The organism is Rhizobium sp. 10N414 (assembly GCF_056394785.1).
The window spans coordinates 114,078-138,160 of sequence record NZ_JBFTIN010000012.1 but is presented as its reverse complement, the minus strand read 5'-3'; the positions used below and the strand labels follow the sequence as shown (position 1 = coordinate 138,160).

Sequence of the window (24,083 nt, the reverse complement as noted above, 5' to 3'; positions counted from 1 at the left end):
GCGTGGAGGAGGCACCCTCTCTCGACGCAATGGCTCGCCCTTGCCAGCTAAGCAATACAGAGAGCCGCGGCTTGTCGCTTGAAATGCGAGCGACTCCTGTGACAGAACGCCGGGGAAATCACGAAGGAAGCCGAACGTGAAACTGGACATCGAAGCTGTCGCCGAAGAGGCAAAGACTTGGCGCCGACATATACATCAAAACCCGGAACTGCTTTTCGATCTGCCTGAGACGGCGGCCTTCGTTGCAGAGAAACTACATGAGTTCGGTTGCGATGAGGTTGTCACGGGGATCGCGAAGTCGGGTGTCGTGGCCGTCATCAACGGCTCAAGAGGTCCCGGTAAAATGCTTGGCTTTCGCTGCGACATGGATGCTCTTCCCATGTCGGAGCAAACCAATCTGCCTTACGCATCAAAAGTGCCGAACCGCATGCATGCGTGCGGTCATGACGGCCACACTGCAATGCTGCTTGCTGCGGCGAAGTGCCTGGCCGCAAGCCGCGATTTTCCAGGTGCGATCGTGTTGATCTTCCAGCCCGCCGAGGAAGGCGGTGGCGGTGCCCGCGTCATGATTGAGGAAGGTCTCCTGGAGCGCTTCGGGATCGAAGAAGTCTACGGTATGCATAATGAGCCAGGCGTCGATGTTGGTTCATTCGCCATACGCAGCGGTCCTTTCATGGCAGGCGCCGACCGGTTCCTGGTGACGATCAATGGCAAGGGTGGGCATGCGGCATCCCCGAACCTCACCCGGGACCCGGTATTGGTAAGTGCGCATATGATCACCGCGCTGCAGTCGATTGCGTCCCGGTTTACCGATCCCTTCGATCCGGTTGTCGTGTCGGTCACCTTCATGAACGGAGGCAACGACCAGGCTCTTAACGTGATTCCTGCATCGGTTAAGATAGGCGGTACAATTCGAACAATGCAGCCTGAAACGCGCAAGGCAGTCGAGCAACGCTTCCGCGATATCGTGGGGATGGCAGCCAAGCTCTTCGAAACGGAGGCAGAGATCACCTGGATTCCAGGATATCCGGTTACCGTCAACGACGAGGAGAAGACCTGTGTGGCCGTGTCGGCTGCCGCCAACGTCGTGGGAGCGGGTCGTGTCGAGACGGCCTATGCGCCATCGATGGGGGCTGAAGACTTCGCATACATGCTTGAGCAACGCCCGGGCGCCATCATTCTGGTCGGGAATGGAGACAGTGCCTACCTTCATCACCCTGCATACAATTTCGACGATAGAGCAATCATTTACGGCGTCAAATACTGGTTGTCATTGGCAAATCAGGAGCTCGGGCGCCTTTAGCGTCCATAAGGCCGTGTCAGGCGTGCAAACAAAAGGCCGGCACCTCCCTCGGCGCCGACCTCTCGTAATCTGTCTCAACAACAACTGCCAGTACATCCGTGGTCAGCCGTCAGAGACATGATGGGTTGAATGTAAACCTTTGCGGAGAAGCGTCAAGTACAGCTTCCGGAGCATGCTGCCGCCGCACGACGCGTTCAAGCCGTCACCAGTACCCAGCAAAAGCCGGAATGAACGCCCCAATCGCAATCAGTGCCAATGCTGGCCAGTTTTTTGGAGATACTGGCCTCGGGGTTCGAGCGTGCGGCCACCCTGCAACGTTCGATGCGGATCACTCAGCCGTCTATCAAGCGTTGGCCGGAAAAGGACGAGTGTTCCGTCGACGACAAGAGCTGCGCCAAGCAAGATTGCCCACATCACCGCCTCCGCTATCTAGGGGACCGTGTATGGCTGGATCTGATCCAGGCTTGATTGTTCCGTATCTGTATCGGGGAGGATGATCGAAGCCTCTGCCAGTTTTTCCCGCGCAACGCGTTCCAGCGCGGCTCGTTCGTGCTCGCCTTGCTTCCAAAGTGCCAACAGCAATGTGGCGATCTGAAGTACTGCTTTCCTGTCTCTGGCAATTCCTTTCTCGCGACAGATCGTCTTGAGGACAGCATTCACGACGGAGAAATCGACACGGTCCATTAGCCACCCGCGCCGGGAGGAACGTCGTTCGTCAGAAGTTCCTTACGCTGACCAGTATCTTCGGCAGCCGCGTCGATCAACGCGTCAGCAGACTGCGTAAGCCCCACCCCCGCTCCGCGAGATCCGGAATAGGCTCCATCGAGGACGGCCAAACCAGCCGGAATAGTTGTCGCGGCGTTCTCCATGATTTTCTCCACGGCGCCTGCGCTAGCCGTCTTTCGACTGAACTGCGCGCCGAGACCTTCGCAACAGTGCCAGGCCCACTTGGCCGATGCCGAGTAACGGTATGGTGGTAAAGTAGCGAGATCGAAGTGGTTCAAGGTTGCAAATGTCGCTTACGCGCCCTCTGTGAGAAAATTGAAAAAGCAAAGCCCGACGGACGGGGTCGTCGGGCTTTTTTGCATGGACCTACAGACGGTGTGGACCTGACAGCAGAACACTGCGTCTCGATAACTAGCGTTATGGCCGAAAGTTTCAAGCGCGTCCAGATGCCCATATGAGCAGGATCTCGATCGTTTCAGGCGCTCGGTCTGCATGTTGTGGAAGTAGGAGGGAGGTTCACGAGAGGGCGAGAACCTCCCCTTGCACTTCTGAAGAGAACTCCTCTGCGGCGGGGATCCGCATGATTGGAGTTAGGCCTTTACCTTTGTCTTTTCCATGTTTCGACAATCCTAATATACGCTTACCCGCAGATGCGGTCCATTTGCTCAAAAGCATTAAGTCCCCGGTGGAAACGTGCCCGGAAATTTCGAACAGGTGGAATTAGGCACTGGCGTCGATGCCACTGAAGAGCGGAAGTGTCGAACAGGTCAGTTCTGTCATCCATTCTTCTTCCCTTGTGCCGAGTAGAAAGAGTGTGGATGCAATAGCCCGCTCTTCCAGATGGGAACCGCTAACGAAGGGCGAAGCCTCTGTCGGAGCTAAGTCTCAGTCACGCCTCGATGACACCGTTGTCTTCGCCATCCCAATATTTCAGCCGGTCCGCTTGGACCTTGATCAGAAGAAGTCCCGGGGTCTCAACGCCTTGTGGAAACCAGCGTTCCAGATCTTTCACCCAGTGGTCATCGAACATGCTGCGATCGCGGACAAGTGACGCTTTGCCCTCAATCGAGATGAACATGCCGGGCCTGCCGAGCATGCTGGGCGCTTCGCAAAAGGCGAGCGTCACGCAAGGATCGCGATCGATGTCAGTGATTTTTGAGGTGTTGTCATACGAAAAGAAATAGCTATCGCCATCATACTCGGTGTCTCCATTGTTGCTCATGGGGCGATTTGCGATTACTCCGCTCGATGTCTTCGTCGACATCATGCAAAAGTCGATCTTGCGCATCTTTTCGGATAAATCGGCGAGTGACTTGCCTGCCATTTCAAAACTCCCATACAGAGCTGCGGATCGGCGGATCCTTGTCCGTGAGATGGAAACGGTCTTTGTTAAAAAAGGTTCGCCGCCACTGAGGAAAGGAGTGCCGAGAGCCTTCGCTCGCCCGCTCCTGCCGCGGCCACACAGTTTGATTGTGCGCACTACCGGCGCCGCCTTGTCGGCGCATCGTTTAACGGTTTGTTCCTGCGGTTGATAATTCGGCTACGCTCTTGCCCGGTTCTTTAAATGCTCTCCAAGCCCGCCGGAGTTGGCCCATCCCAAGCTACAGGTCGAACGGATTCCTCGTCTGGCATCCTTCGCCGGGCGGCAGGCGGTCAGCAGCACCGCCGATTTTCTGCCGCTCCGGCATGGGATCGATGAGACTTAATGGCCCTGCAGGACAAGGGTCTGTACAGGCAGCAACAGGGCTTGCAGCCGTAATATCATCGCGTGGACGAGCCCGACAGTGTCCACGACATGCAGGAAGATCCAGCGCAAGGTGCCGATGTTCTTGTCGGCAAGCGCGTCGTGGTTATTCGTGTAGGCGTTGGCGATGCAACTGCTTCCCGGGGGAACGCCGTTGAGGCCGCCGGTAAAGAGTGGCTCCATGAAGACGGTCAGGGTCCCAGGCTGCGATACCTGCCGGACGTCGAGCAGTTGGTCCGTCGGCCGATATTGACCTGCGGCGATGACGTCCTGAACCTCGGTTACAACCATCGGAATGATGGTGAACGGCCGGCCGATGCAAGTCGCCTCGGCGATCATTCCCGTCTTCAACACCTGCGCCTCGATCTGCCCGAAGCCGGCGATCAGCACGTTTTTGCCCGCACTTTCTGGGACCAGGATGCCGGCGGGACGCAGCAGCGGGTTGACCACGTCGCCGCGACGCAGCGTGAATTGCTGCACGGTCCCGGTGACGCCGGCCCTGACGACGGTCTTGTCGAGATCGACCTGCGCCTGTTTTTCGGCCGCCTCAGCGCTGGCCTTTTGAGCCGGCAGAAGTTCTTCGATCTGCGTTTGCAAGGTCTGCTTTTTGGCGATGTCTGAATCGAGCGCACCCTTTCGACTATCGATGTTGGTTTCAAGCCGCTCAACCTCGCGCCTGGCCACGGCGTCGTTCTTCAAGAGCTGCTTCTTCATCTCGTATTCGTCGACGGCCGTTTGGTAGTCTCCCTGGGCTTGCTTGATTTCGCCGTCGGCGCTTGCGAGCTCGCTCTGAGCCACTTTCATTGCGGCGTCGACTTCGGCAATCTTGCGCCTGGACGCATCAAGCGCGGCCTTCTGGGCGTCACTGTTGAGCCTGAACAGCGGATCACCGGCCTGGACCTTCTGGTTGATCCCGACATATACCTCTTCCACGCGCCCGCCTGTTTCCGGCAGAATTGTTACGGTGCGGAATATGGCGGTGACATTCGACGTCGATGGATGGAAGTAGAAGATCATGGTGATCAGCGAAATCGTCAGCAGGAGACAAGCAGAAATGCCCCAGCGCAGCTCGTACCACACGCTATAGAGTGTGATTTCGCGGCCGATCCGCTTTCCTTGGCCATAGCGTCGGTAGAGATAGTCTGGAACGATCGTCAGCAGGGAACACAGGATCAGTTCGAACATGGCTCAGTTGCCCTCTCCGTGGGAGTCCACCTTCGATTCTGACACGATCGGCTCTTCTCGAACCAGCGCTGGGTCTCCTGTCGACTGGACGTCACGACCGGACAGTTTCCCGAGCGACCGGGCAATGGAGTAGAGCGGTGTCGAGAAGTCCGGAAATTCGATGAAAGCCAGCAAGAGACCGGCAATCCAGAAAAGATGGTTGTGCGTGAACAACGAGATCAAACCCAGCACCGCCACGATTTCCAGCTGGATCTTGCTCGTCTTATGCGCCATTCGCTCTGGAAGCGCATGTAGCTGAAAATAGAGATTGCCAATAACGAGGACCATGACCAGGAGAAAGATAGCGACCGCCACGAAAAGATAGTCGGTCTGCCCAGGTGCGGTGATGAAGACTGGCAGGTGCTCAATCGCGGCAGGATGGATTTCTTGGTCCATGTCGGAAGTCCCATCGAAGGATCGTTGTTCCTGTCGTACCTGTAGAGACATAGCAAATTCCAGCGAGCTGAACAGGGAATTTTTCGATTACGACCGGCGGTGTTTCCCGGAACTTTCTGGCTGGTCTGTTCCTCGCGTTCGCAGACCACTCCAAGCGCCATAGTGGCTCAGAAGCCGGCGGAGGTCTAAGATGTAGCGGGGCGCAGGGGACGGAGCCATGAAATACTTTATAATGGTCGATTACGTGATCGAAGGCGTCTTTGACACCATGAGAGAGGCTCTTGCCGACGTCGAATGTCGCAAAGCCCTGGGCTACACGGCCCGTATCAAATTGATACCGGAGGACACGCGGGAAGTCCGCGAGGAACTGGCTAAGGAGCAGAGGCGGCGCTACGACGAGGCGGAGCAATTGGTGAATGGGCAGATCAAGACAGCGCAACGCCGAATCATGCAGCGTAGGGCACAAGCCAAGGCCAACAAGATCGGGCTCGGGTTTGGGATGTTTACCGGTGTCACCGTCCTGGTTTTCATTTTGCTTTAGACTGATACTAACTTTTCGATGATCGGCCGACTGAGCGCCGTCTTCCTCCACGCGGAGGTGCGCGGTTCGGCAGAAAAGCCGGTCGTGAGCAAAATTAGGGCTCTGTTGCAAGAATTCCGTTGATACCCGAACGAGCGCGGTCAATTTTCAGCGAGACTTTTGATGATGATTTGTTGTTTGCGGGTGCCGTCCTCTCACTCATCGCGGCGCTCGCAACCTTCCACGTCGAGATGCTTACGGCGGGTCAAAGTATGCTGCGCCAGATCGCCAGGGGCCAGCGTCGTAGACGATAACCGAGCGAAACGCGTCCGACCGTCAACTGTACTTCCCTCGAAATCGAGGTGACGGCCTAGGGCCGGCTGGCGGATGAATAGCGTGCGGCGCACTTGGAATGATCGCCGATAGCGGCCAGAGCGAAAAAGCAAACCCCGGTATCGCCCGTCACACTCTCGACGCCGGATTTGGCCTGCGCCCCAACCAGGGGAGGTACAAGGGCACCCGAATTACGTCTTGGCCGAATTGCGCCGCATAGGCTTTGGCAGGAGCTGGATTGCGCTCCTTCAAGGAAATTCAGTGATCTCGTCGCAGCGTGGGATCAAAAAGCACGTCTACGTTTTCCTTTGAAGCCGCCGAAGGCTTTCGAACATCACAGAGAAATTGGGGGCGGGGTCTCTCGTCTTGATTACGACGTATTGCTCATTATATATAGGGCATCGACTTTTGCTTTTTGAGCTTTGCTTTGCGTTATATGACGCAGCTGGCGAACCTTTTCTTACAGACATCGATCATTGACTGCCGACGGCTTTCGTCGGGCAGCAACTACTCGTGCGATTGAAAAGGATAATCGTCATGAACACAGGTATCGTTAAGTTTTTCAACACTACTAAAGGCTTCGGCTTTATCCAGCCTACGGACGGCAGCAAGGACATCTTCGTTCACATTTCCGCCGTCGAGCGTTCAGGGATGAGTTTCCTGTCTGAAGGCCAGAAGCTCAGCTTCGACGTTGTCGAGGATACCCGTTCGGGCAAGAGCGCCGCTGAAAACCTCCAAGCCGCCTAAAGAAACCATCGGTCTTTTGCCAGGGATGTCCTGGCATCGACCGAACATTTCAAAAGTCGGGACCCCTTCCTTTCCTCGTTTTCAGAGATAGTGATCGAATGAAAAAGACAAATGCCGACCAGCAAATCCAGCGGGCCCTCCGCCAGGTGAAGAACACCAGTGGCGGCGGTCACCTTGGCGGAACGAATTTCGGCCAAACGTACGATGCGAAGACATCATCTGCCAAAGGCAAGTCCGACGGTAGCCGTAGAAATTCCCGCAAAGCCTGATCGCCTGGTGGAGAGGTAGCCTTAATGGGAGTGAGATCATGACCATCACGAAAGACGCGTTTTTCAACCCTGCCAAACTTTCTGCCGACGCGAAAGCGACGCAGATGAATGCGACAGTTCGCAATATTCTCGAAGCCGAAGTGGCGGAACGCGACAAGAAAACGCAAAAGCTCAGGGCGCTCAGACTGGCGCAGCCTGTCGTAGAGCAGTCCAGGAAAAGTAAGACTTAGAACGCGGGTAGCCTAACCTTTCGCCTCCCTGACCACGGATGTACTGGCATGGAGATGAGATGGAAGCACAGCGGAGCCGGATTTATGTCCGGTTCCATGCTGCGGTTTAGGCACGCTAAAGCTAAGGGCGAAATTACCAGGATCTGGGAGCCAAGGAAATTAAAGGAGACCGTTTCTGATTACAAAAGAGAAATTCAGCGCAAATTCCCAAGCCATTTCGGTGGAGTTGACGCCGTCTCACGTTAAAGCCTTGAAGCTTGCGAAGGATGGCGACTTGCATTCCCAAGATGGCAAGTCCTGGACACATCTTAACGCTACCATCACTTTCGCGAAGTCAGACCGGTTCAAAGAGCGTCCAATCAAGGTGAAGTCGGTCACAACGGCGACGGTGGAGCGGCTTACGGAACTTGACCTCCTTCGCACTCTCGATCGATCCGATGGTGCGGCGCATTCGCCTCACGGAATTACCATGGCGGGCAAGCTTTGGCTTCTGAAGCACAAGTGAAGCACAGAAATCTCCCTCGCGCGACGAGGGCGAGCGTGGCGTTTGTCGACGAAGTCGGTTGCCAAAGCTGCGGAGCGTGCTGCTCATACTCATCCGAGTGGCCCAGGTTCACCACGGAAGCCGATGACGATCTGGATTTGGTCCCCGGCTACTATGTGGCAGCTGACCAAGGCGGGATGCGCTGCGAAGGCTCGCGATGTTCCGCGCTGGCGGGTGAAGTAGGCATAAGCACGGCATGCCTTGTCTATGAAGTTCGGCCGGATGTTTGCCGAGCTTGTGTTCCTGGTGATGATGCTTGTCAGACCGCGCGGGCTAAATTTGGTTTCTAGCTGGCAGGTCTAAGGTTCTTTTCGCGATTAGCCTTAGACGTGCACCGGGCAATGGGCGACGGGGGCGCACTAACGGCGCGATACATTAAATTTTTGAGATGTATCGAGGGGCAGCGCAGGTCAGGCGACGGAACCGGAGGCTAGTAGCCCTGCTATCGGGTGGAACGGGTCCTTCGCCATTCGGCGACATCCTCCTTTTGAACCCAGATTGTTTCTTCATCCCCAGCGCGACCATGCCCCAGCTTAAAGGTGACAACCTCGCCGAACGTTCGTCGGCCATAGGAGGGGTCATCATCGGCCCCGATCCTGACCCCGCCCCATTTCAATTTTCTGTCTGTAGATCAAAGGCTTACGCTCGTATAGCGAGGGGTCAGCCTTCGGTGCCACAATCTGACGGCTGAACTGCTCCGAACGCCAGATTGCTGTTTGACGAACGAGACTACTGTGGCTGACGCAGCTGCGCGGCGTCTCGAAATGAGATCAGGCGTCGCCCGTGCTCATCCCACAAAACCAGTTTTACACAGCGCAGGCTCTGCATCATGGTGATGCGGCCAATACCGGCCAATGCCGGGTGGTCTCTCAACACCTCCGGAAGCCTGTAATAGGGGACCCTACTCGACAGGTGGTGAACGTGATGGATACCGATGTTGCCCGTGATCCAGCGAAGAGCCAACGGAAGGTCGTAGTGCGATGCACCATGAAGGGCCGCATGTGGAAATTGCCATTCCGGTTCTCTCGACCAATGGGTTTCTTCAAACTGATGTTGCACGTAGAAGAGCCAGATGCCCGCGGTTGCGGCCAATAGGGCGACGGGCAGATGCACCAGCAGGAAGGGCAGGATTCCGATTGCCCATATCAATATCGTGGAGATGAGCGCGATCGCCAGATTTGTCGCCATGGTGGATATCCAAGGCAAGGAACCGGATCGCATCATGCCGAAGGGAAGCCGCTGCTTGAACAGGAACAGCCATGCGGGGCCGATGCCAAACATGATTGCCGGATGCCTATACAGGCGATAGCTGAGCCGACCGATCCAGGAACGGCGGTCATACTCCAACACCGTCAGCGTTGTTATATCGCCAACGCTGCGCCCCTCGAGATTTCCCGCCAAGGCATGATGTTCCGCATGCGCCCGGCGCCAGTAATCATAGGGCGTAAGCGTCAGGACGCCGATCACGCGGCCCGTCCAGTCGTCGATACGGCGACGCGCAAAGAAGGAGCCGTGGCCGCAATCGTGCTGGATCATAAACAAGCGAAGCAGAAAGGCGGCTGCGGGAACAATCAGAACGAGCCCGGCCCAGTAGCCGTAGTGAACCGCCGCCAAGGCACCAGCCCAGCAGAACGCAAATGGAATGGCCGTTACTACAAGTTCGAAAACGCTGCGTCTGAGATGCGGCTGGCGATACATGGCGAGGATTTTGAGCCAAGCCTTTTCATCGGACAGGGGTGGGCTTTGATCGCGGTGGAGGGGCCTGGTCAAAGAATAGTTCCACCAATCGCAATGAATGAAGAGAAGGCAAGTGCTATCACAACGGCGGATTTGATGAGGAAAAGCGGGTAGTCGAAGCGGTAGATTGGATGAAAAGAGTTCATCGCTGCTGGATCTCCTGAGGTTCGGAACGTTGTCGTAGGGACGCTCGCTTGATAATTGCTGCGCGGCCGCTTGGCGCGCTTCCTTTTGGCTTCATCTCTTGTGCTTGCCGCCCTGCAGGCTGCTTTTCGTGGCGTCCTCTATCTGATTGGCGAAGGTCGCCTCAACCCTCACCGGCGCGTTTTCCTGCTTAGGCTTCCGCGTCTCGCGGTTGCTTCGCAATTTGTCCTTTGGCCATTGGTTCGATCCTCTCAATTGAAATCGAGCTTTCCGCTTTTGTCATGAGGCGTGATCAGTGACATCACCGCCTTTCCTGATATTTTTCCTATGCGGTATCGCAAATCCCGGCCTCGTATCGGGTTATCATCTTCGGCGCGTCGGAGGACGACGCGGTCGCGAAGCGGCGGTATGTCAAGGGATCTTTCTGCGGGCGCAGCGCTTGATGCGGCCTGAATAGCACCAATTGCCATTGTTTGATAGAAGCGGCACGAAATATTATCGCGAGATAAAACTCACAGAAAATGATAATTGCGGTCCAACAACAGTAAGGAAATGTGACATAATTCGTGGGCCAAGGCGGACAGCCGGCGAAGTTGACACCGTTGCGCAGAAGCTTACTTTCTGCGCAAGGAGATGTTCATGGAAAAGCACGAAACTGGCTTCCGATTGATGTCGGAAGCTGTCCAGGCTTGGTACCGTTTCTACGCAGAGTCACCTGAAAATCATGCCTCCCAGGTCCTCTGCAACGCGGCGATCGACCTTTATCACGACGGATACCTGACGGTTGACGCCATCGCGGCCTCCCTCATCGGAACATACGTTGGGATCTGTTCGACGAAGGTGAACGCGCCGACGTCCGCATCGATTCACTAACGTCGTCGGTTCAAGCCCGACCAAATAGCGTTGGAACCAGCCATTCCATTCAAGCGCAAAGGCCGCCCGAGGACGGCCTTTGCGTCCTGCTTGCCGACTTTGAGCAAGCTGCATGAGCTTCTTGTCGGTGGCCTCTTCTTCGGCAAGAGGTGATTGCAGAAATGGCACGGCATCTTCAGACCCAGCTGGTCCGCCCATGCGATCAGAGTACTATAGCGAGCGATTTCGCAATGCTCGACGGCCTGCGCCGAAGAATTCGGGTCGGCGTCGAGAGCCGCGCTGGCCGCCATTCCAACAGATTCGTTTCACTTGTCTATCGGTGGCGGCAGTCAATCTGACCTTGCCCACGGGCACCGCCGTCTGGGGAAGGTGATGACGCTGGGCCGGCTTTTGGCGAGTTCCACAATAGAGCCTACGCCAGAAAGATGATTCCAGGTGTTCCCGTCGGTTGACTTGAGTGACGCCGGTTCGATTCCCTTCAAGACCGAGTACTAAGGTAGTGCGGAGCGAGCGCGATCGGCTAGCTGGAGCTAACCGACCCGCTGCCACCCGTTTTGCAGCACAGCGATTCTCATTAGGTCGCTTGCCAAACCTCGTTTAAAATGCGCGCTGCCAACGCCGCCTTGTCCTGTGGCAAAAACCGCCGCAGTGCTGCTGGATCATGTCCGGTGTACTGAGGGTAAGTAGATGCCGCTATCCGTCAGGTTTTTACAAGGTCACGCATCGAGGCTACTCCGTCGAGAGCACGTTGGATGTGGGCCTGTGTATTGTAAATGTGGGGGCAAAGTCGTAACCCGCCGCTGGAAGAGGCTGCTATCCCGAATTTTGAATAAAGGGTGTCGACCACCGTTTTTTGGTTTTCCTTCGGAACCTCTATCACAACAACCCCGCCGCTCATCGCCGGATTTTCCGGAGTGACAAGGGTAGCCCCGAGATCCTTTAATCCCTGCTTTAGTTGGCTCGCGAGTTCCGCTATGCGGGCTTCTACACGCTGCGGGCCGATCTGAGTGTGAATATCCGCAGTGTCCGCGATCGCTGCGATGGCCGCATCATCGCGTTGTCCGAGCGTTTCAAACTTCTTTGCGTTGTCGAGGTCGAGTTCGACCTTAATCTCTCCAGTGTAGCCGATCGTGTTTGGCCATATTCCGCCGGCGCGTCCTTTGCGAACATAGAGGATACCGACCTCCTTCGGACCCATGAACCACTTGTGTGCGCTGGCCGAGAAGGTGTCGCATCCCATGTCGTGCAGGTTGAGCGCTGACGCGCCCCAGCTCTGAACCCCGTCGACATGACAATGGATGCCCTTCTCGCGAGCCATCGCCGCGATTTTCTTGGCCGGGAGCTTCAGTCCGCTCACGTTGGAGCATTCGGTGAAGCTGACGGCCTTCGTTCGGTCGGTGCAGGCCTTGGAGAACAGCTCGACGATTTGTTCGTCACTCTCGGGTAGTCGCGGCAATGCCACGCGCACGACCTTCAGGCCAAACCGCCTGGCGCGGATATCCCACGCCTCGTTGTTCGTGACGTGGTTCTGATCCCAAATGACTATCTCGTCTCCCGACTTGAAGTCGAGACCGTTGGTGATGACGCTGTTAGCCTCGGAGGTGTTTCGAACCAGGGCGATTTCATCCGGATCGGCTCCAATCTGGGCCGCGACCTTCATTCGGGAACTGGAGAGCCGGTCGTTGAACTGCGCCCGGTTATTCAACGAAACGTCGTAGTCCACGACCCGGGTCAATTCTGCCACCTTTGATGCCACAGACTCGAAGGACGGGCAAAGGTTCGCGCTGTTCATCGGAATTGCTGTTTCCGGGAAGATGAACTGGTGGCGGACGAGTTCCCAGTACATGTCCCCGCTGATCGTGTCTGCACGTGCCGCGGACATGAGCAGGTTTGATGTCGTCGCGACTGTGGCGGCTGCGCCTGCGAACCGCATAAGCGTGCGTCTGGTCATGGAGCCCTGCATTGCACTTCTCCTTGTGTTCGCTAACGGGCTACTGGAGGTCGATGACGACCCGGCCGTCGATCTTGCCTTCCTCCATGCGCGCGAAAATGTCGTTGATGTTCTCAAGCTTGTCCCAACTGAAGTGGGACGCCACCTTCCCGTCGGCGGCAAAGCCGATGGATTCCTCAAGGTCCTGGCGTGTGCCGACGATCGAGCCTCTCACCGTGATGCGCTTGAGAACCGTGTCGAAGACGGGAAGGCTGATCATGGACGGCGGCAGTCCGACGAGCGACATCGTCCCTTTGGAACGCAGCATGTGGAAAGCCTGCTCCATAGCCTTCGGAGACACAGCAGTCACCAACGCGCCATGCACCCCGCCGACTTCCTTTTGGACCCTGGCAACTGCATCGGGCTCCCGTGCATCGACCGTCACATCTGCCCCAAGTTGGCTCGCAAGAGTGAGCTTGCTTTCGGAAACGTCGACGGCAACGACGTGCATTCCCATCGCTTTTGCATATTGGACGGCCATGTGTCCAAGGCCACCGATGCCGGAGATCATTACCCACTCGCCAGGGCTCACTTCGGTTTCCTTGAGGCCCTTGTACACGGTAACGCCAGCACACAGGACCGGCGCTGCCGGGCCGAAATCGAGTTTGTCAGGGAGGATGCCGACAAAGTCGGGGTCCGCGAGGCCGTACTCGGCAAAAGAGCCATTGACAGAATAGCCCGTGTTCTGCTGGCTTCCGCACAACGTTTCCCAACCCGTCCGGCAATGAGAGCAGTATCCGCAAGCAGTATGGAGCCACGGAACGCCGACCCGGTCGCCCTCCTTCAACCGCTTCACCGAACGACCGGCCTTGGCGACATATCCAACGCCTTCGTGGCCTGGGATGAACGGTGGACTTGGTTTGACGGGCCAATCCCCACGGGCGGCGTGAAGATCGGTATGGCAGACGCCTGTCGCAGCGAAACGCACCAGTATCTGATCATCCGCAGGGTCTGGTATCGGCATTTGCTCAATAACCAGTGGCTTATTGAAATCGCGGACAACCGCTGCTTTCATCATGTTCGGCATGGTCTTCTCCCAACGATAGGACAGCGGCCGAAGGAGAGCACCACAAGACCTCTTATACAAGTAGCATCGTGTTTGTTACACGTATCGCAGGGTTGCCCAGGTTCGTTCGGACGGCATGGCGGAGTGGCCGTCGGATTTCCCGGCCTCGTAACTTGCCACTGCAACTACGCCGCGTGCCCCTGAGCCATCGACCGTGACTGGGGGCCGGCGACCGATAATCTCCGGTGACCAGCCGCCGAACGTCGGTGCTCAAGATCGACAAGTCCTTCGTAGATGCTATCGGCCGGAATGCCGCGACAAGCCTGATGACACCTTATATCATCGAGATGACCCATAGCCTGAAACTGAAGATGGTCGCGGAAGGGATCGAGACAGCGGAGCAGGTAACGACCCTGCGTCATTCCGGCATTCAGTTCGGGCAAGGTTGGCTATACTCAAAGGCCCTCCCGTTCGAAGAATTCATGGCATTTTATGAAAAGCGCAATGCCGGATAAAGGACGGTGAGGAGATAAGTCACACGCGGCCGGCGCGCCTCGGCAGTCGCCGTCCTCCTCGCCGAACAGGGCGGCGGGCGTGGCTCCAGAAGATCCGCAGTCCCTTGCAGCCCGCTTGCACCGACACGACCAATGCCCTCTACCCGTCCGACCTCATTGGGCATCAATTTCGGTCCTCGTGCACCAAATACCAAAAAGGCGGATCGACGTCCGCTGCGGACGCCCTTGCCCGGCAACAACTCCCTACCGGAAAAGAACCGATCCTGAAAGCATCCAGGCGCAAGCCGCCGCAAATGTCGCCATAGAGCTTATGTCGTCGAATTCGACGCTCGCGCACCGAGAGTTGCTGGAATTGCTCCTGCTTCGTCTTCCCGCGGAATAATGGGAACAACGTGTCACGGGCGGGGTTTATAGAGAGTGACCGCGCTATCCATCAGTGCGTATCCCTGTAAAGCGGAATCGGAGACCTTGTGTCGACACCGGGTTGGCTGGTCTTAGTCGTTGAACGCAACCGCATGCTGCATACTGTTGCATCGGCAGAAGAAGCCCTTGATATGCTCTTTACAAATTGGCCGGTGACAAACGGCCGCGCCTTCTTCTCGGCAATGCAGGCCTGCGCTGGTACCGTGGCAGGCACTGCAACCCAGGGAGAAGCCCAGTCCGCATTCCTTGCGGCGGCGCTTGATGCAAGCGTAGTATTCCGGCTCGCCTAGGGCTGTAGCCTCGCAGCGTGTCCCGATCGCCTGCACCCGCCGGGGCTCTTTGTTGACGAATGCGGCTTCTTTGCTAGCGCAGCTCTTGCGCCTGCTCTGGTGCGTCCTCTTAATTCCACCTCAAAGGCCCCGCCAATTCGCGGGGTTTCGTTCTGCCTTTGAGGAATGCCGGGCTATGCGAAGGGCCGAGAAGTACTATGATCGCCTACTTGAATATAATGGAATCAAGACGTAGGCCGTGGGGCGCTCGTCGCTTTGTTGAAAGCTGCGCGGGGAAATTGGGCGGGGCAGATGGGGAAGTGGAAAGACCGAATTATAGTTACGGCTATCGTCGCAGGCGCAGCTTATCTGGCATATTACGAATACCGCGCGGGGTACTTCACAAGACCACCGATGCCCGAGGGTGCATTTTCACTTTCCTACCCAAGCGGATTCCGTGCGATCATGGTTGATGTACCCAACGAGAGAGAAACTCGACGCTATTTGGGGCTGCCATCGGAGGTTCCATTCTATCTCAGCGACGCATGGTCGTTTTGCTATCCCCCTAGCAAGGAAGAACAAAAGCAAGTCGCCGTCACCTTGAAAGAGCGAAACCGGCCAGGTGAGAGAGCAGAGGCAGTTTGCAAGATAAAAGTGGATGGCAACCCTATCGTGCGGGGAGTGGTAACGTCGGTCCCTAGACCGTGACTTTGCGCCGCTACACTCAATTGGCCGAAGGATAGCGCCTTCCACTAGTCAGACCAAAGTCCAAACGAGATTCAGGCTTCAGTCTGATTTCTTCGGCGAATAATATCAGGCAATCTCTGGTTGATCCGAGTCGCACAGCCCGAGACCCGCGCGGCGAAAGATCAAGGGCTTTCCCGGTCCCGCCGACCAGGAAAGTCCTTTTGCGTACGAGCACAGTGTGGGCCGAGAAAACTATTAGTAGGTCTAATCGTGAGGGCGATGTCCATAGAACTATCGCGATGCTGGAGCTCTCGGGAGGCAAGTAACCGATGGGCATAGACCTGCAAATGGTTCCTGATTCCGCCACCATCAAACTCGCGCTGAAGACGTTGTGCCGCGAGAACGGTGTCGAGCGAGACCGCAGAGCAGTCGCTGAAATCGCGATTCTACTAACATCGCTGTGGCAACAAGGCACACACGACGGACAAGAACTCCTGCGCCTTGCTCGTGAAAAGCTCGCAGAGGCTGCAGCAATACCCAATGGCGGCTCATACGATGCCCGTCAGTAGGCGCACGAGAGCTTGTTTGAAGCTGGCGTCTCTGAACACCAACCCATGACTGTCGAGCCCTGATCGCAACGCTGGGCCAGGTCGCGCGAATCGCAAGGTTGCCTTTGTGCTGGCCGAGAGAGCGGCTTTTCCGCCACTTGGCAAAGATGCCGGCGGGTTCACTTCATGTGCAATGCGCTGGCTCATGCCGGCTAGAGTGGCCGACGCGTGGTCTCCGCTTTCATTGCAACAGCTTTTGCCCAGGACACGCCCGAGGCCGCCAGCCAACAATGGCGCAACGTCGCCGATCAGATCAGGCCGAAAGTGCCGAACCTTGCTGGCCTCATGGATAGTGTGGAGGAAGATGTGCTCGCCTACATGACCTTTCCCAAGCAACACTGGACCAAGCTTCACAGCACGAACCCGATTGAGCGCCTCAATGGAGAGATCAAACGGAGGACCGAGGTGGTCGGTTCGGGACCCGTCCTTCGGCAACAAGATCGGCCGCGATATCGGTTTTTTTGACTGGGCTTTGGACAGGGCTTCGCGGAGAATCTCGTTCTCCCATGGTTGCTCTATGCTCTTGGCCGTTATGGGTTGCATGGTGAAAACCCGACGCTCTGACGCGCTTCAGGGTTATAGACCGGGACAATTTCCATAATTTCGACAGTCCGAAATCGATAGGTTACTCCGTAGGAAACTATGAACACAAATTCATCTTCAAAAGTTAGTCCGGTACAAGCGAAGTTACGCTCACCTTCACCTTCGCATATGGATACGACTAGCATGCAATTCCTCGTGAAAAACCGCGTGATGTGAGTCAATCAGCTTGGCGTTTGCGGCGGCTAGCGACAACGGAACTGTTATGCCTCGGCGTCGCAAAGAGCCTTTTGGTTAGAGTAAGTTTTCACGTCTTTCCCACAGATATTCGGGAACTGTGCACTAAATGGTTACGCGGGCGTATTTTACCTTATCCACACTGCGCAATGCCGTGCCCGCAGAGCAATCATCACATTCAAGGCTAAGCAGCGTTGCGGCGCTTTAGCGGCCACACCTTTGGAATTGTTGGGAGGCCTTTTTCTGTGACCCCAGCCAACAACATGTGCGTTCGGCAGTGGTTAGGCCAAATGATAACCCGCTCGAGGTCTCGGATGACATCAGCTTCCAATTCAGCGACCATCGTCTCGTATTCCTCGATATAAAAGCGGTCAGCACCGTCACGCCGGAAGGCTTCCAGTGCGACGCAACCCTCATCGTAGGCTTCAATAAGATTGCAAAAGAACCGCCATGAGCTGGACGCGGGCAGTTTCTGGAGCAGTTGGCGTTGCGCAGGCAGCTTGAGCATCAACCGACGCAATCCAGATTGCGCGGTCGCACGGCAGCTGTCCTTCTCCATCCAATCGTTCTCCAATGGCGATCGTCTACCCGATAACAATGTAGCAACCGCGGGCCGCCACGGAAGTAAATTACGGTATGTTCTGTTTCCGTGCCCGTTCTAACCCCACCCGTGAATTAGCGGGGCTTTTTTTGGGTCATCTCAATAAAGTTAATTGCCATGTAACTACATGTCGATAAGCTGTCATTTATATATTCTTCTAGTTGTGCACTTGTCGAAAGGAGCCCGATGAGAAGTCAATCCGCAAGCGTACACTCGCACCCCTCTCCCGCCGAGGTCCGAGAACAGTTGGACCGCATACTGTCGAGCCCAGACTTCATTCTCCCCGATCGCGGGCGCAGATTTTTGCAGTTCATCGTGAACGAGACCCTCGAAGGACGAGCCGCCTATCTGAAGGCATTCACTATTGCAACCAGCGTTTTCGGACGTGATGCGTCATTCGATGCGATGAATGATCCTTGCGTGCGAATGGCAGCACGCCAGCTTCGTAGTGCTCTTGAGCGGTACTATCTGACGAGCGGCTCAGCGGATGAAGTACTGATTGCCGTTCCGGCTGGCGGTTACGTTCCAGCTTTCGCGAAACAGGCGATTGAGGGTGGCACCAGGACTGAAGATGAAGCGCAAACGGTCTCTGCCGCAGGCACGTCATTGACCGAGAAGCCGCCAACCGAGCCGCCAAAGCGCAAAAGCAGATTGCCTCGTTGGATCATGATCACCGCTGGAATGATTGTACTTGCCGCCGTGGTGATGGCGTCGTTCACCGAAAGAAATAACACTCCATCGAAGCAGCCAGTCATGAGCGGCGGCAGGGCAACGATTTTGGTCAAACGCTTTACGACCAATGAAGAAACAGGGGTTTCCGATGAGGTCTTGAGCGGGCTGAAAAATGAAATCGTCGTCAATCTCGTGAAGTCCAAAGAACTGGTCGTGATCGCCGAGGACGGAAAACCCAATACCAATGAGGCCGACACGACATACACGCTGCAAGGTAGCATACGCCTGGAGGGTGATAATATGCGATCAATCGCACGACTGGTCCGGCGGGCAGACGGCGCAGTCGTGTGGTCGAGCGACTATGACGTCAAGATTAAGGGTCGAAGTATTCTCGACGTCCAGATGGCGATTGCGCAATCAATCTCGGCGGCGGTTGCAGCCCCATTCGTTGCGGGGGCGGAGGGACCAGTAATGCCGAAGGTTGGCACCGGCAGCGTTCGGGATTGAGCCTCTTTTTCTCCAGAGCGCATGAGCCTCCGTCAGGCGTGGCAAGGTTTCGGTTCCGACCACACGGGCGAACGTCAATCCATCATCGCTATTATTAGCGTGATGGCAGCGGCAGTAAGACCAGCGAATATAAGTGAGTAGGTGAGGTTACGCCCGAGAGTTTTCAAAATAACTCCATTGCCCTCCGAACGGTTACTGCCCTTTTCTTGGGAAAGCTTCGCTATCGTTCACGTTCTCCATTGGATGGTACCTATCTATCGGCTAAATTAGCTAGATTGTTTTGGCCGAGGCCGCGCAGCGACAAAAGGCGGAAGAGCAACTTCGCCAGATTCAAAAGCTTGAAGCGATCGGGCAATTGACAGGGGGCGTTGCTCACGACTTCAACAATCTATTGATGGTGGTACTCGGAATTCTCGAACTGATCCGCAAGGCGGTAACTAGTGAGGCGCGCCTGGTCAAGCTGGTCGATGGAGCGCTTCAAGCCGCGAGGAGAGGGGCATCTTTGACCCAGCGCTTGCTGGCATCGCACGGCGCCAGGACCTGCAGGTAAAGGCGGTTGACCTGCGCAAGCTGGCGTTCCGCACTGCGAGAACGCGAAACCTTGAATTATCCGTCTTTTGAAAGCTACAACGGTTGGAGGACGCGCGGCAAAGGTGGGATTGAGATGTGGAGAATGAAAATTAGCCAAACCCTCGCCAGCCTGGCAATCTGCATCAGCGCGGCGGGCAGCAGTGCATTGGCAGACGAGACGCCCCCGCCCAAGTGCCTGCAGATTGCATCGGAAGCATTTGAGAATTTCGTGATATCCCCGCTCCATGTTTCCCCCTCAGGTGACGGGGCGATTTACGCCGGCCAATCTCAGACTGATACGCAGCCAGCAATTGCTGATGTCCCGGAAAAGGCACGAAGGTTGCTATTGGAAACGATTGAGTCCGGTAAAGGATGGGCGGCTTACGGCACCAGGACAAATACAGAGAACAAGTTGGAGACGCAGGTTCTTTACGTCTTCGAGGATGGCGATTCTTGTGCGACCTTTCCGAAGGCTCCCGAACGCATCAGCACTATTTACCTGCCCGCGGGAGTGTCTCGATCTCTCCTGTTGTTTTTCCGCCAACCGACAAACGGGGACGACGCGGAACTGCGTTCGCGACTTCAGGCATTCCTGACCAAGACAAACCGAGACCGCCCCGTCACCACCGCGCCACATGCGGTCAAGGGTGCAAGGCCACAGAAGATCGATTCCAGTCAATTCGTCAGTAAATGGAGCAACATCTTTCCGCCAGCAATGCTCGCCAGTCTGGCGCGGTGGCAGGATGCTTGTAACGCACGTAGCGACGGCTCTAAAACGGATCTCTCCGACAGGTTTATCGACAGGATGGACGTCGACGGGGATGGTGACGAGGACTGGGTTGCGAACGGATACGGCCTTTACTGTATCGGCCCCGATGGGAACCGGAGACAAATGGCCGGTGACGACAACGGCGCGACGGTCTGGGTATTGCTGTCGGATGGGGAAAAGCTTGGGTTGGCAGCTGAACTGCGCTTTGCCCGCGGGGATACAATCCGGCAATACGCTGGATATTCGGTCATCGTTTCAAAGCTTGGTATCTTTCCGCTGCGTGGCGGTCCGATTGCCGAACCGGTCCAGGTCGTGCCCAAGGGCGGGCGTGTGGCATACAAGCTTTGAAACTCTCTTGTTTCGATCTGCACCGCCGCAAACCGGGACACCCTGCCTTAAGCAATTGCCTCAGGTCATGCCTCCGCGCTGAAGGTGAGTCCAAGAGTGTTTCTGCGCGAACAGAATGCTGCCGTAACCACAGTGGATGCACTATCTGCTGTTGATGACGATGTCGTCACGGATCAGGTCTGACAATTCAGCTTCATCGGTTACCCCAAGTTCGATCCACTGGAGCAGGCTTTTTGCCTTTCGGCCCGCTTCAACACTTCCCCTTGGATAACCGTTCTCTTCGCACCAGCATTGCAGGATGCGATCAATCATGTCGGTCACTTTCGATATTAACACCGGTTTCGCCAGCTCAATCCGCCGCATCTGCCCCCCCTACCCAAACGAGGTCAAGCCTAGAAGGGCCTGCGGGAGGAAGGCAATGCGCGATATATGAGATTTCTCTTATGTGACGGCGGTTGAAGCTGGCGTGTTGTAAAACGGCCATAGTGGTCAATTGTTTAGACCATTGGGACGATGCCGAACACAAACCAATCCTGGCCCCCTCCGGGCACGCAGTCCGCATTTTGAAAGCGTGAGTTGGTTTCTTTTAACGCCTGGGCTAATCCGCCCTCACGCGTAATTGGGAGTGCGGCCCGAAGTGAGAGTGGATTGAGTCACGAGTTCATACGCAGCCTGATCCTGCGCCCCGGTCCAAAACATTTATGGTCACCATCGGGTGTTGCTCCAGCACCGACCGCGCCGTCTGGATCATGCGGAAACTCTTCGAGACTTCCGGATCCGCATCGCTGGCCAGACCCGTGCGATCAGCGCTTGTCAGCTATGATTTGCATTCCTGAAGCGGGGCCCCCACGTTTCTAGCGATCAGATAACTTCACCGTGAAAAAGCGCCGCGAACTTAAAGCTGTTCGCGCGAGGAGGCTGTCATGAATACGATTTCCAAGAGACTGGACGAGATGACCCTCGTTGAAAGAACCAACTTGCTGGAGACGGTCGCCGACGCTTTGGAAGCGAGCGCAGACGAAGCTGAAACCTTGGGCGATGCCCGATTTGTGACCAATTCCACATGCCTGGCCTCAACAATCCGCGGGCTGTGCGGCGATCTCGCGCAACGGGATTTCCCAGCTGCCGAACTCCTATTGGAGCAGGGCATGCTGCTGGTGTACCAGTTTTCCAACAGGAAGGGCGCCCGCCCATACCTTAACTGACCTTCCGACAAATCGGCAATTGAGCAAGACGGACAGTGAGCTGCTGGGTCCAAGGAAGGTTGAGGCGATATCGGTTCAGGGTTGCGTGAGGCCCGTTTTTCGTCGCTTCTCGAAACAGGGGCGATACCCCAAGCATCAAGGCTTGCGGCCCAAGCGCTCTGTCTCTTCCTTTGCCGGTTGCTCCCATCCGAATACACTACGACCGCCCCGCTCGTGCGACCGCAAGAATTCGCCGGCGACGATCTCCTTCAGATCTGGGCCTGTAACATAGCGTTCCAGTTGCCGCGACTGATCGTCGAGACGCCTCAAAGCCTGTAGTTCCTCTTCGCGACCAAGTCTTGCTCGGCCGACGGCCGACCTCATTACCTTGATTGTTTCGTCATAGACTTTGACCGGCACAGGGAAAGGATGGCGATCTTTTCCGCCATGGGCGAGCGAGAAGCGGGCGGGGTCCGAGAAACGACATGGCGCGCCGTGAACAACCTCGGCCACCATTGCTAGGGCATTCACCGTCCGTGCACCGATCCCCGGAATTAGAAGAAGATTTTCAAAATCCTTTGGGCCGCGGTCGGCCGCTGCCGCCAGTGTCCCATGCAGGCGTTTCATGTCGACGTCCTTCTCACGCACGTCGTGATGGGATGGCATGATCAGGTGGGGCAGCAGTGGTTGGGCGGCATTTCTCATTTCCCGCGCCGGTTCAAGCGCGATGACCTCCCGCAGGATTTTGTCCGGCCCCAACACGCCCAGCAAATCAAGCTGACTTCTCCTCGAGCTTTCCGCTCGATGGTCAGCGAGATTGACAATATTCCCCTGTCCGCGTCCTTCGATTGCTGAATGGGGAGAATCCACAAAGCTTCGGAGACCCTCCGAATGCCAGTGATACCGTCGTGCCTGCCTTTTGCCGCCGTTCATGCCTTGCTGGACCACAACCCATTTACCGTCATCAGTGACAATGAAGCCATGCAGGTAAAGATCGAAACCATCCTGGACGGCGGCGCTATCAACTTTGGCGACCAGCCTGCTGGTGCGCGCAAGAGCGGCGCCATCAATTCCCACGCGATTGCCGATGGCCATCAGCTCGTCAGGCGTCTGCCTTGAATGTCTGCCGCGGCCGCCGCAGACATGAATGCCGAGTTCGCCGGCCATCGGATTAAGGCCCCGCTTCAACGCTCCGATGACACTTGTCGTGATGCCGGACGAATGCCAATCCATGCCCATGACTGCACCGAAAGACTGGAACCAGAACGGGTGTGCCATGCGACTGAGCAACTCGTCGCGACCGTAGTGAATGACGATTGCCTCGGTGATGACCGCACCGAGCCGTGTCATGCGCTCGCCCAACCATCGTGGGACACGGCCACCATGAAGAGGAAGATCGGCGCTGCCGGCTCGTTGGACCATGCAAAGCTTATAAAGCGGTTTGAGACGCCGAGACAACGAGAAAGTTCTTGAAGAGCCGCCCTGCGCAGGCCAGCCGTGATGAAGACGCTCGCCGTCTCGCCGCCGGTGAAATCAGCCCAGCGTTTTTTGGATCGCTCGACAAGTCTAAATTCCGGATGGTAGCCATTGGTAAGCCTGTCGCTCGGTCGGACATGGGTCGCTCAGCGATCACGCCCGCTATATCGCGGACAACCTACAGCTCGCCGCATCCTCCCGCGATCCCGGTGTTGTGGCCCGCGCTCTTGAGGAATTGGCTGCTGCAGCAGCTCGAACCGACAAGCCCGCTGGTGGGCGCTCGAATGGCTGGAAATCCTCGATCTCCCGGTTTCGATGTCGCGCCGACCGACGCTGGTTCTTAGATATGCGGCCTGTATTCCTCAACGCCAGGCGGCCGCTTTCTGCTCACATGCGCAAAAGGGAGATTATTGAGGCCGATAGAGAACGCAAGCGTGGCACGCGAACTTCCCACAGAGCCGTTCACTTCCCAAAGGTTCCATCGAAGGACAGAGGAAGTGGCCAACGCCTATTCTTATCGACCTTGGTTTACGATTTGATTGTGCCCTGATGGAAGAACATTTTGCCACCTGTGCCCGTCATGCTTCCAGACGGAGCTTCGCAGCACACACCGATTTGAACCATCCTGATAAGAGCGCTCTGTCTCGTAGGTCAGAAGAACGGCGTCGTTCGAGATGGGCATCAGGGCGTAGTTCGACGTTCGGAGGTCGCCCTCACCGGAACCGCTCTCCTGCGCGAGCAGGTCGATGATGGTGGTTCGGTCGTAGACGATCTCAGACGCTCCAAACTCCTGAAATCCCTCTTGGTGAAAGTCTGCGGTCTGCGGCAAGCTCTCAGAGCGGTTCGGAACCCGACATGCTGCGTCGCCACGAACGCGCCGATAGAGGCAAA

The 24,083-nt window shown here is 56.4% G+C and carries 25 protein-coding genes and 6 pseudogenes; 15 read left to right on the top strand and 16 right to left on the bottom strand.

Going from position 1 to position 24,083, the window contains the following annotated elements; translation table 11 throughout:
* Window positions 1–136 precede the first annotated feature (136 nt).
* The gene (locus AC1DE4_RS13960; protein ID WP_477881760.1) at window positions 137–1,303 is read left to right on the top strand and encodes an amidohydrolase; all 1,167 of its coding nucleotides are present in this window, start codon (window positions 137–139) and stop codon (window positions 1,301–1,303) included.
* Window positions 1,304–1,505: 202 nt separating this feature from the next.
* On the opposite strand, the pseudogene AC1DE4_RS13955 reads toward AC1DE4_RS13960, so the two are convergent.
* The 6 genes and pseudogenes from AC1DE4_RS13955 to AC1DE4_RS13930 all read right to left on the bottom strand — a co-directional run bounded on the left by AC1DE4_RS13955 (window position 1,506) and on the right by AC1DE4_RS13930 (window position 5,393).
* Window positions 1,506–1,717: pseudogene (locus tag AC1DE4_RS13955) on the bottom strand (hypothetical protein).
* Between the two features lie 15 nt (window positions 1,718–1,732).
* Window positions 1,733–1,987, bottom strand: a complete 255-nt coding sequence (locus AC1DE4_RS13950) for a hypothetical protein (protein WP_477881758.1) — start codon at window positions 1,985–1,987, stop codon at window positions 1,733–1,735.
* On the bottom strand, window positions 1,987–2,172 hold the full coding sequence (locus AC1DE4_RS13945) for a hypothetical protein (RefSeq protein ID WP_477881756.1): 186 nt from the start codon (window positions 2,170–2,172) through the stop codon (window positions 1,987–1,989). Before AC1DE4_RS13945 ends, AC1DE4_RS13950 begins: the two co-directional genes overlap by 1 nt.
* Window positions 2,173–2,918: 746 nt before the next feature.
* Complete coding sequence (locus tag AC1DE4_RS13940; protein ID WP_029792536.1) at window positions 2,919–3,353, bottom strand: pyridoxamine 5'-phosphate oxidase family protein; 435 nt, start codon at window positions 3,351–3,353, stop codon at window positions 2,919–2,921.
* A gap of 378 nt (window positions 3,354–3,731) precedes the next feature.
* Complete coding sequence (locus AC1DE4_RS13935; protein ID WP_029792538.1) at window positions 3,732–4,958, bottom strand: HlyD family secretion protein; 1,227 nt, start codon at window positions 4,956–4,958, stop codon at window positions 3,732–3,734.
* Between the two features lie 3 nt (window positions 4,959–4,961).
* Entirely contained in the window at window positions 4,962–5,393 is a 432-nt protein-coding gene (locus tag AC1DE4_RS13930; protein ID WP_029792539.1) for a hypothetical protein, read from the bottom strand.
* Window positions 5,394–5,610: 217 nt separating this feature from the next.
* Between AC1DE4_RS13930 and AC1DE4_RS13925 the strand changes: the two genes are divergently transcribed.
* The 5 genes from AC1DE4_RS13925 to AC1DE4_RS13905 all read left to right on the top strand — a co-directional run bounded on the left by AC1DE4_RS13925 (window position 5,611) and on the right by AC1DE4_RS13905 (window position 8,326).
* Complete coding sequence (locus AC1DE4_RS13925) at window positions 5,611–5,934, top strand: hypothetical protein (protein ID WP_477881754.1); 324 nt, start codon at window positions 5,611–5,613, stop codon at window positions 5,932–5,934.
* Between the two features lie 849 nt (window positions 5,935–6,783).
* Window positions 6,784–6,993 (top strand): cold-shock protein, encoded by a 210-nt coding sequence (locus AC1DE4_RS13920; protein WP_018116770.1) that lies wholly within the window; start codon window positions 6,784–6,786, stop codon window positions 6,991–6,993.
* Window positions 6,994–7,300: 307 nt separating this feature from the next.
* On the top strand, window positions 7,301–7,492 hold the full coding sequence (locus tag AC1DE4_RS13915; RefSeq protein ID WP_192305407.1) for a hypothetical protein: 192 nt from the start codon (window positions 7,301–7,303) through the stop codon (window positions 7,490–7,492).
* Window positions 7,493–7,712: 220 nt separating this feature from the next.
* A complete protein-coding gene (locus tag AC1DE4_RS13910; protein WP_029792542.1) occupies window positions 7,713–7,997 on the top strand; it encodes a hypothetical protein in 285 nt (94 codons plus the stop codon).
* 35 nt (window positions 7,998–8,032) lie between these two features.
* On the top strand, window positions 8,033–8,326 hold the full coding sequence (locus AC1DE4_RS13905; RefSeq protein WP_477881751.1) for a YkgJ family cysteine cluster protein: 294 nt from the start codon (window positions 8,033–8,035) through the stop codon (window positions 8,324–8,326).
* A 439-nt stretch (window positions 8,327–8,765) separates the two neighbouring features.
* On the opposite strand, the gene AC1DE4_RS13900 is transcribed toward AC1DE4_RS13905, so the two are convergent.
* Window positions 8,766–9,806 (bottom strand): fatty acid desaturase, encoded by a 1,041-nt coding sequence (locus AC1DE4_RS13900; RefSeq protein ID WP_477881749.1) that lies wholly within the window; start codon window positions 9,804–9,806, stop codon window positions 8,766–8,768.
* A 750-nt stretch (window positions 9,807–10,556) separates the two neighbouring features.
* On the opposite strand from AC1DE4_RS13900, the gene AC1DE4_RS13895 reads away from it, so the two are divergent.
* Complete coding sequence (locus AC1DE4_RS13895) at window positions 10,557–10,790, top strand: hypothetical protein (RefSeq protein ID WP_029792545.1); 234 nt, start codon at window positions 10,557–10,559, stop codon at window positions 10,788–10,790.
* Between the two features lie 63 nt (window positions 10,791–10,853).
* On the opposite strand, the pseudogene AC1DE4_RS13890 reads toward AC1DE4_RS13895, so the two are convergent.
* The 4 genes and pseudogenes from AC1DE4_RS13890 to AC1DE4_RS13875 form a co-directional block, all read right to left on the bottom strand.
* A pseudogene (locus AC1DE4_RS13890) lies at window positions 10,854–11,071 on the bottom strand (DUF892 family protein); the annotation flags it as partial.
* Window positions 11,072–11,490: 419 nt separating this feature from the next.
* Window positions 11,491–12,741: an aminotransferase class V-fold PLP-dependent enzyme gene (locus AC1DE4_RS13885; RefSeq protein ID WP_477881747.1), complete on the bottom strand. Its 1,251-nt coding sequence runs from the start codon at window positions 12,739–12,741 to the stop codon at window positions 11,491–11,493.
* 40 nt (window positions 12,742–12,781) lie between these two features.
* Window positions 12,782–13,807 carry an alcohol dehydrogenase AdhP gene (gene adhP, locus AC1DE4_RS13880; RefSeq protein ID WP_477881745.1) on the bottom strand — a complete coding sequence of 342 codons (1,026 nt, stop codon included), beginning with the start codon at window positions 13,805–13,807 and terminating at the stop codon, window positions 12,782–12,784.
* Between the two features lie 108 nt (window positions 13,808–13,915).
* A pseudogene (locus AC1DE4_RS13875) lies at window positions 13,916–14,035 on the bottom strand (DNA polymerase IV); the annotation flags it as partial.
* On the opposite strand from AC1DE4_RS13875, the gene AC1DE4_RS13870 reads away from it, so the two are divergent.
* The 4 genes and pseudogenes from AC1DE4_RS13870 to AC1DE4_RS13855 form a co-directional block, all read left to right on the top strand.
* Window positions 14,032–14,301 carry an EAL domain-containing protein gene (locus AC1DE4_RS13870; protein WP_477881743.1) on the top strand — a complete coding sequence of 90 codons (270 nt, stop codon included), beginning with the start codon at window positions 14,032–14,034 and terminating at the stop codon, window positions 14,299–14,301. The pseudogene AC1DE4_RS13875 and the gene AC1DE4_RS13870 sit on opposite strands and share 4 nt — an antisense overlap.
* A 470-nt stretch (window positions 14,302–14,771) precedes the next feature.
* A complete protein-coding gene (locus AC1DE4_RS13865; RefSeq protein ID WP_477881741.1) occupies window positions 14,772–15,014 on the top strand; it encodes a DUF982 domain-containing protein in 243 nt (80 codons plus the stop codon).
* Window positions 15,015–16,009: 995 nt separating this feature from the next.
* A complete protein-coding gene (locus tag AC1DE4_RS13860) occupies window positions 16,010–16,249 on the top strand; it encodes a hypothetical protein (protein WP_477881739.1) in 240 nt (79 codons plus the stop codon).
* Between the two features lie 129 nt (window positions 16,250–16,378).
* Window positions 16,379–16,711: pseudogene (locus AC1DE4_RS13855) on the top strand (transposase); the annotation flags it as partial.
* Window positions 16,712–17,091: 380 nt separating this feature from the next.
* Here AC1DE4_RS13855 and AC1DE4_RS13850 read toward each other — a convergent pair.
* Window positions 17,092–17,160: pseudogene (locus AC1DE4_RS13850) on the bottom strand (hypothetical protein); the annotation flags it as partial.
* Window positions 17,161–17,249: 89 nt separating this feature from the next.
* Window positions 17,250–17,624: a nodulation protein gene (locus tag AC1DE4_RS13845; protein ID WP_477881737.1), complete on the bottom strand. Its 375-nt coding sequence runs from the start codon at window positions 17,622–17,624 to the stop codon at window positions 17,250–17,252.
* Between the two features lie 345 nt (window positions 17,625–17,969).
* On the opposite strand from AC1DE4_RS13845, the gene AC1DE4_RS13840 reads away from it, so the two are divergent.
* From AC1DE4_RS13840 to AC1DE4_RS13830, 3 genes and pseudogenes are all read left to right on the top strand, one after another.
* The gene (locus AC1DE4_RS13840; protein ID WP_477881735.1) at window positions 17,970–18,845 is read left to right on the top strand and encodes a hypothetical protein; all 876 of its coding nucleotides are present in this window, start codon (window positions 17,970–17,972) and stop codon (window positions 18,843–18,845) included.
* 277 nt (window positions 18,846–19,122) lie between these two features.
* Window positions 19,123–19,418 (top strand): annotated as a pseudogene (locus AC1DE4_RS13835) (histidine kinase dimerization/phospho-acceptor domain-containing protein); the annotation flags it as partial.
* Window positions 19,419–19,446: 28 nt separating this feature from the next.
* Window positions 19,447–20,532, top strand: a complete 1,086-nt coding sequence (locus AC1DE4_RS13830) for a hypothetical protein (protein WP_477881733.1) — start codon at window positions 19,447–19,449, stop codon at window positions 20,530–20,532.
* A 141-nt stretch (window positions 20,533–20,673) separates the two neighbouring features.
* On the opposite strand, the gene AC1DE4_RS13825 is transcribed toward AC1DE4_RS13830, so the two are convergent.
* Window positions 20,674–20,895 carry a hypothetical protein gene (locus AC1DE4_RS13825; RefSeq protein WP_477881731.1) on the bottom strand — a complete coding sequence of 74 codons (222 nt, stop codon included), beginning with the start codon at window positions 20,893–20,895 and terminating at the stop codon, window positions 20,674–20,676.
* A gap of 560 nt (window positions 20,896–21,455) precedes the next feature.
* Between AC1DE4_RS13825 and AC1DE4_RS13820 the strand changes: the two genes are divergently transcribed.
* Window positions 21,456–21,737 (top strand): hypothetical protein, encoded by a 282-nt coding sequence (locus tag AC1DE4_RS13820; RefSeq protein WP_477881729.1) that lies wholly within the window; start codon window positions 21,456–21,458, stop codon window positions 21,735–21,737.
* Window positions 21,738–21,872: 135 nt separating this feature from the next.
* Here the strand turns inward: AC1DE4_RS13820 and AC1DE4_RS13815 are convergent, their stop codons facing one another.
* On the bottom strand, window positions 21,873–23,138 hold the full coding sequence (locus AC1DE4_RS13815) for a DUF763 domain-containing protein (protein ID WP_477881727.1): 1,266 nt from the start codon (window positions 23,136–23,138) through the stop codon (window positions 21,873–21,875).
* Window positions 23,139–23,706: 568 nt separating this feature from the next.
* The gene (locus AC1DE4_RS13810; RefSeq protein WP_477881725.1) at window positions 23,707–24,021 is read right to left on the bottom strand and encodes a DUF4440 domain-containing protein; all 315 of its coding nucleotides are present in this window, start codon (window positions 24,019–24,021) and stop codon (window positions 23,707–23,709) included.
* Between the last annotated feature and the right edge of the window lie 62 nt (window positions 24,022–24,083).

Excerpts from the sequence above, each read along its gene's own strand:
- AC1DE4_RS13950 (WP_477881758.1), bottom strand. The coding sequence starts at position 1,987 with ATGGACCGTGTCGATTTCTCCGTCGTGAATGCTGTCCTCAAGACGATC.
- AC1DE4_RS13945 (WP_477881756.1), bottom strand. The coding sequence starts at position 2,172 with ATGGAGAACGCCGCGACAACTATTCCGGCTGGTTTGGCCGTCCTCGAT.
- AC1DE4_RS13940 (WP_029792536.1), bottom strand. The coding sequence starts at position 3,353 with ATGGCAGGCAAGTCACTCGCCGATTTATCCGAAAAGATGCGCAAGATC.
- AC1DE4_RS13935 (WP_029792538.1), bottom strand. The coding sequence starts at position 4,958 with ATGTTCGAACTGATCCTGTGTTCCCTGCTGACGATCGTTCCAGACTAT.
- AC1DE4_RS13930 (WP_029792539.1), bottom strand. The coding sequence starts at position 5,393 with ATGGACCAAGAAATCCATCCTGCCGCGATTGAGCACCTGCCAGTCTTC.
- AC1DE4_RS13925 (WP_477881754.1), top strand. The coding sequence starts at position 5,611 with ATGAAATACTTTATAATGGTCGATTACGTGATCGAAGGCGTCTTTGAC.
- AC1DE4_RS13920 (WP_018116770.1), top strand. The coding sequence starts at position 6,784 with ATGAACACAGGTATCGTTAAGTTTTTCAACACTACTAAAGGCTTCGGC.
- AC1DE4_RS13915 (WP_192305407.1), top strand. The coding sequence starts at position 7,301 with ATGACCATCACGAAAGACGCGTTTTTCAACCCTGCCAAACTTTCTGCC.
- AC1DE4_RS13895 (WP_029792545.1), top strand. The coding sequence starts at position 10,557 with ATGGAAAAGCACGAAACTGGCTTCCGATTGATGTCGGAAGCTGTCCAG.
- AC1DE4_RS13885 (WP_477881747.1), bottom strand. The coding sequence starts at position 12,741 with ATGACCAGACGCACGCTTATGCGGTTCGCAGGCGCAGCCGCCACAGTC.
- adhP (WP_477881745.1), bottom strand. The coding sequence starts at position 13,807 with ATGCCGAACATGATGAAAGCAGCGGTTGTCCGCGATTTCAATAAGCCA.
- AC1DE4_RS13860 (WP_477881739.1), top strand. The coding sequence starts at position 16,010 with ATGGGCATAGACCTGCAAATGGTTCCTGATTCCGCCACCATCAAACTC.
- AC1DE4_RS13845 (WP_477881737.1), bottom strand. The coding sequence starts at position 17,624 with ATGGAGAAGGACAGCTGCCGTGCGACCGCGCAATCTGGATTGCGTCGG.
- AC1DE4_RS13825 (WP_477881731.1), bottom strand. The coding sequence starts at position 20,895 with ATGCGGCGGATTGAGCTGGCGAAACCGGTGTTAATATCGAAAGTGACC.
- AC1DE4_RS13820 (WP_477881729.1), top strand. The coding sequence starts at position 21,456 with ATGAATACGATTTCCAAGAGACTGGACGAGATGACCCTCGTTGAAAGA.
- AC1DE4_RS13815 (WP_477881727.1), bottom strand. The coding sequence starts at position 23,138 with ATGGTCCAACGAGCCGGCAGCGCCGATCTTCCTCTTCATGGTGGCCGT.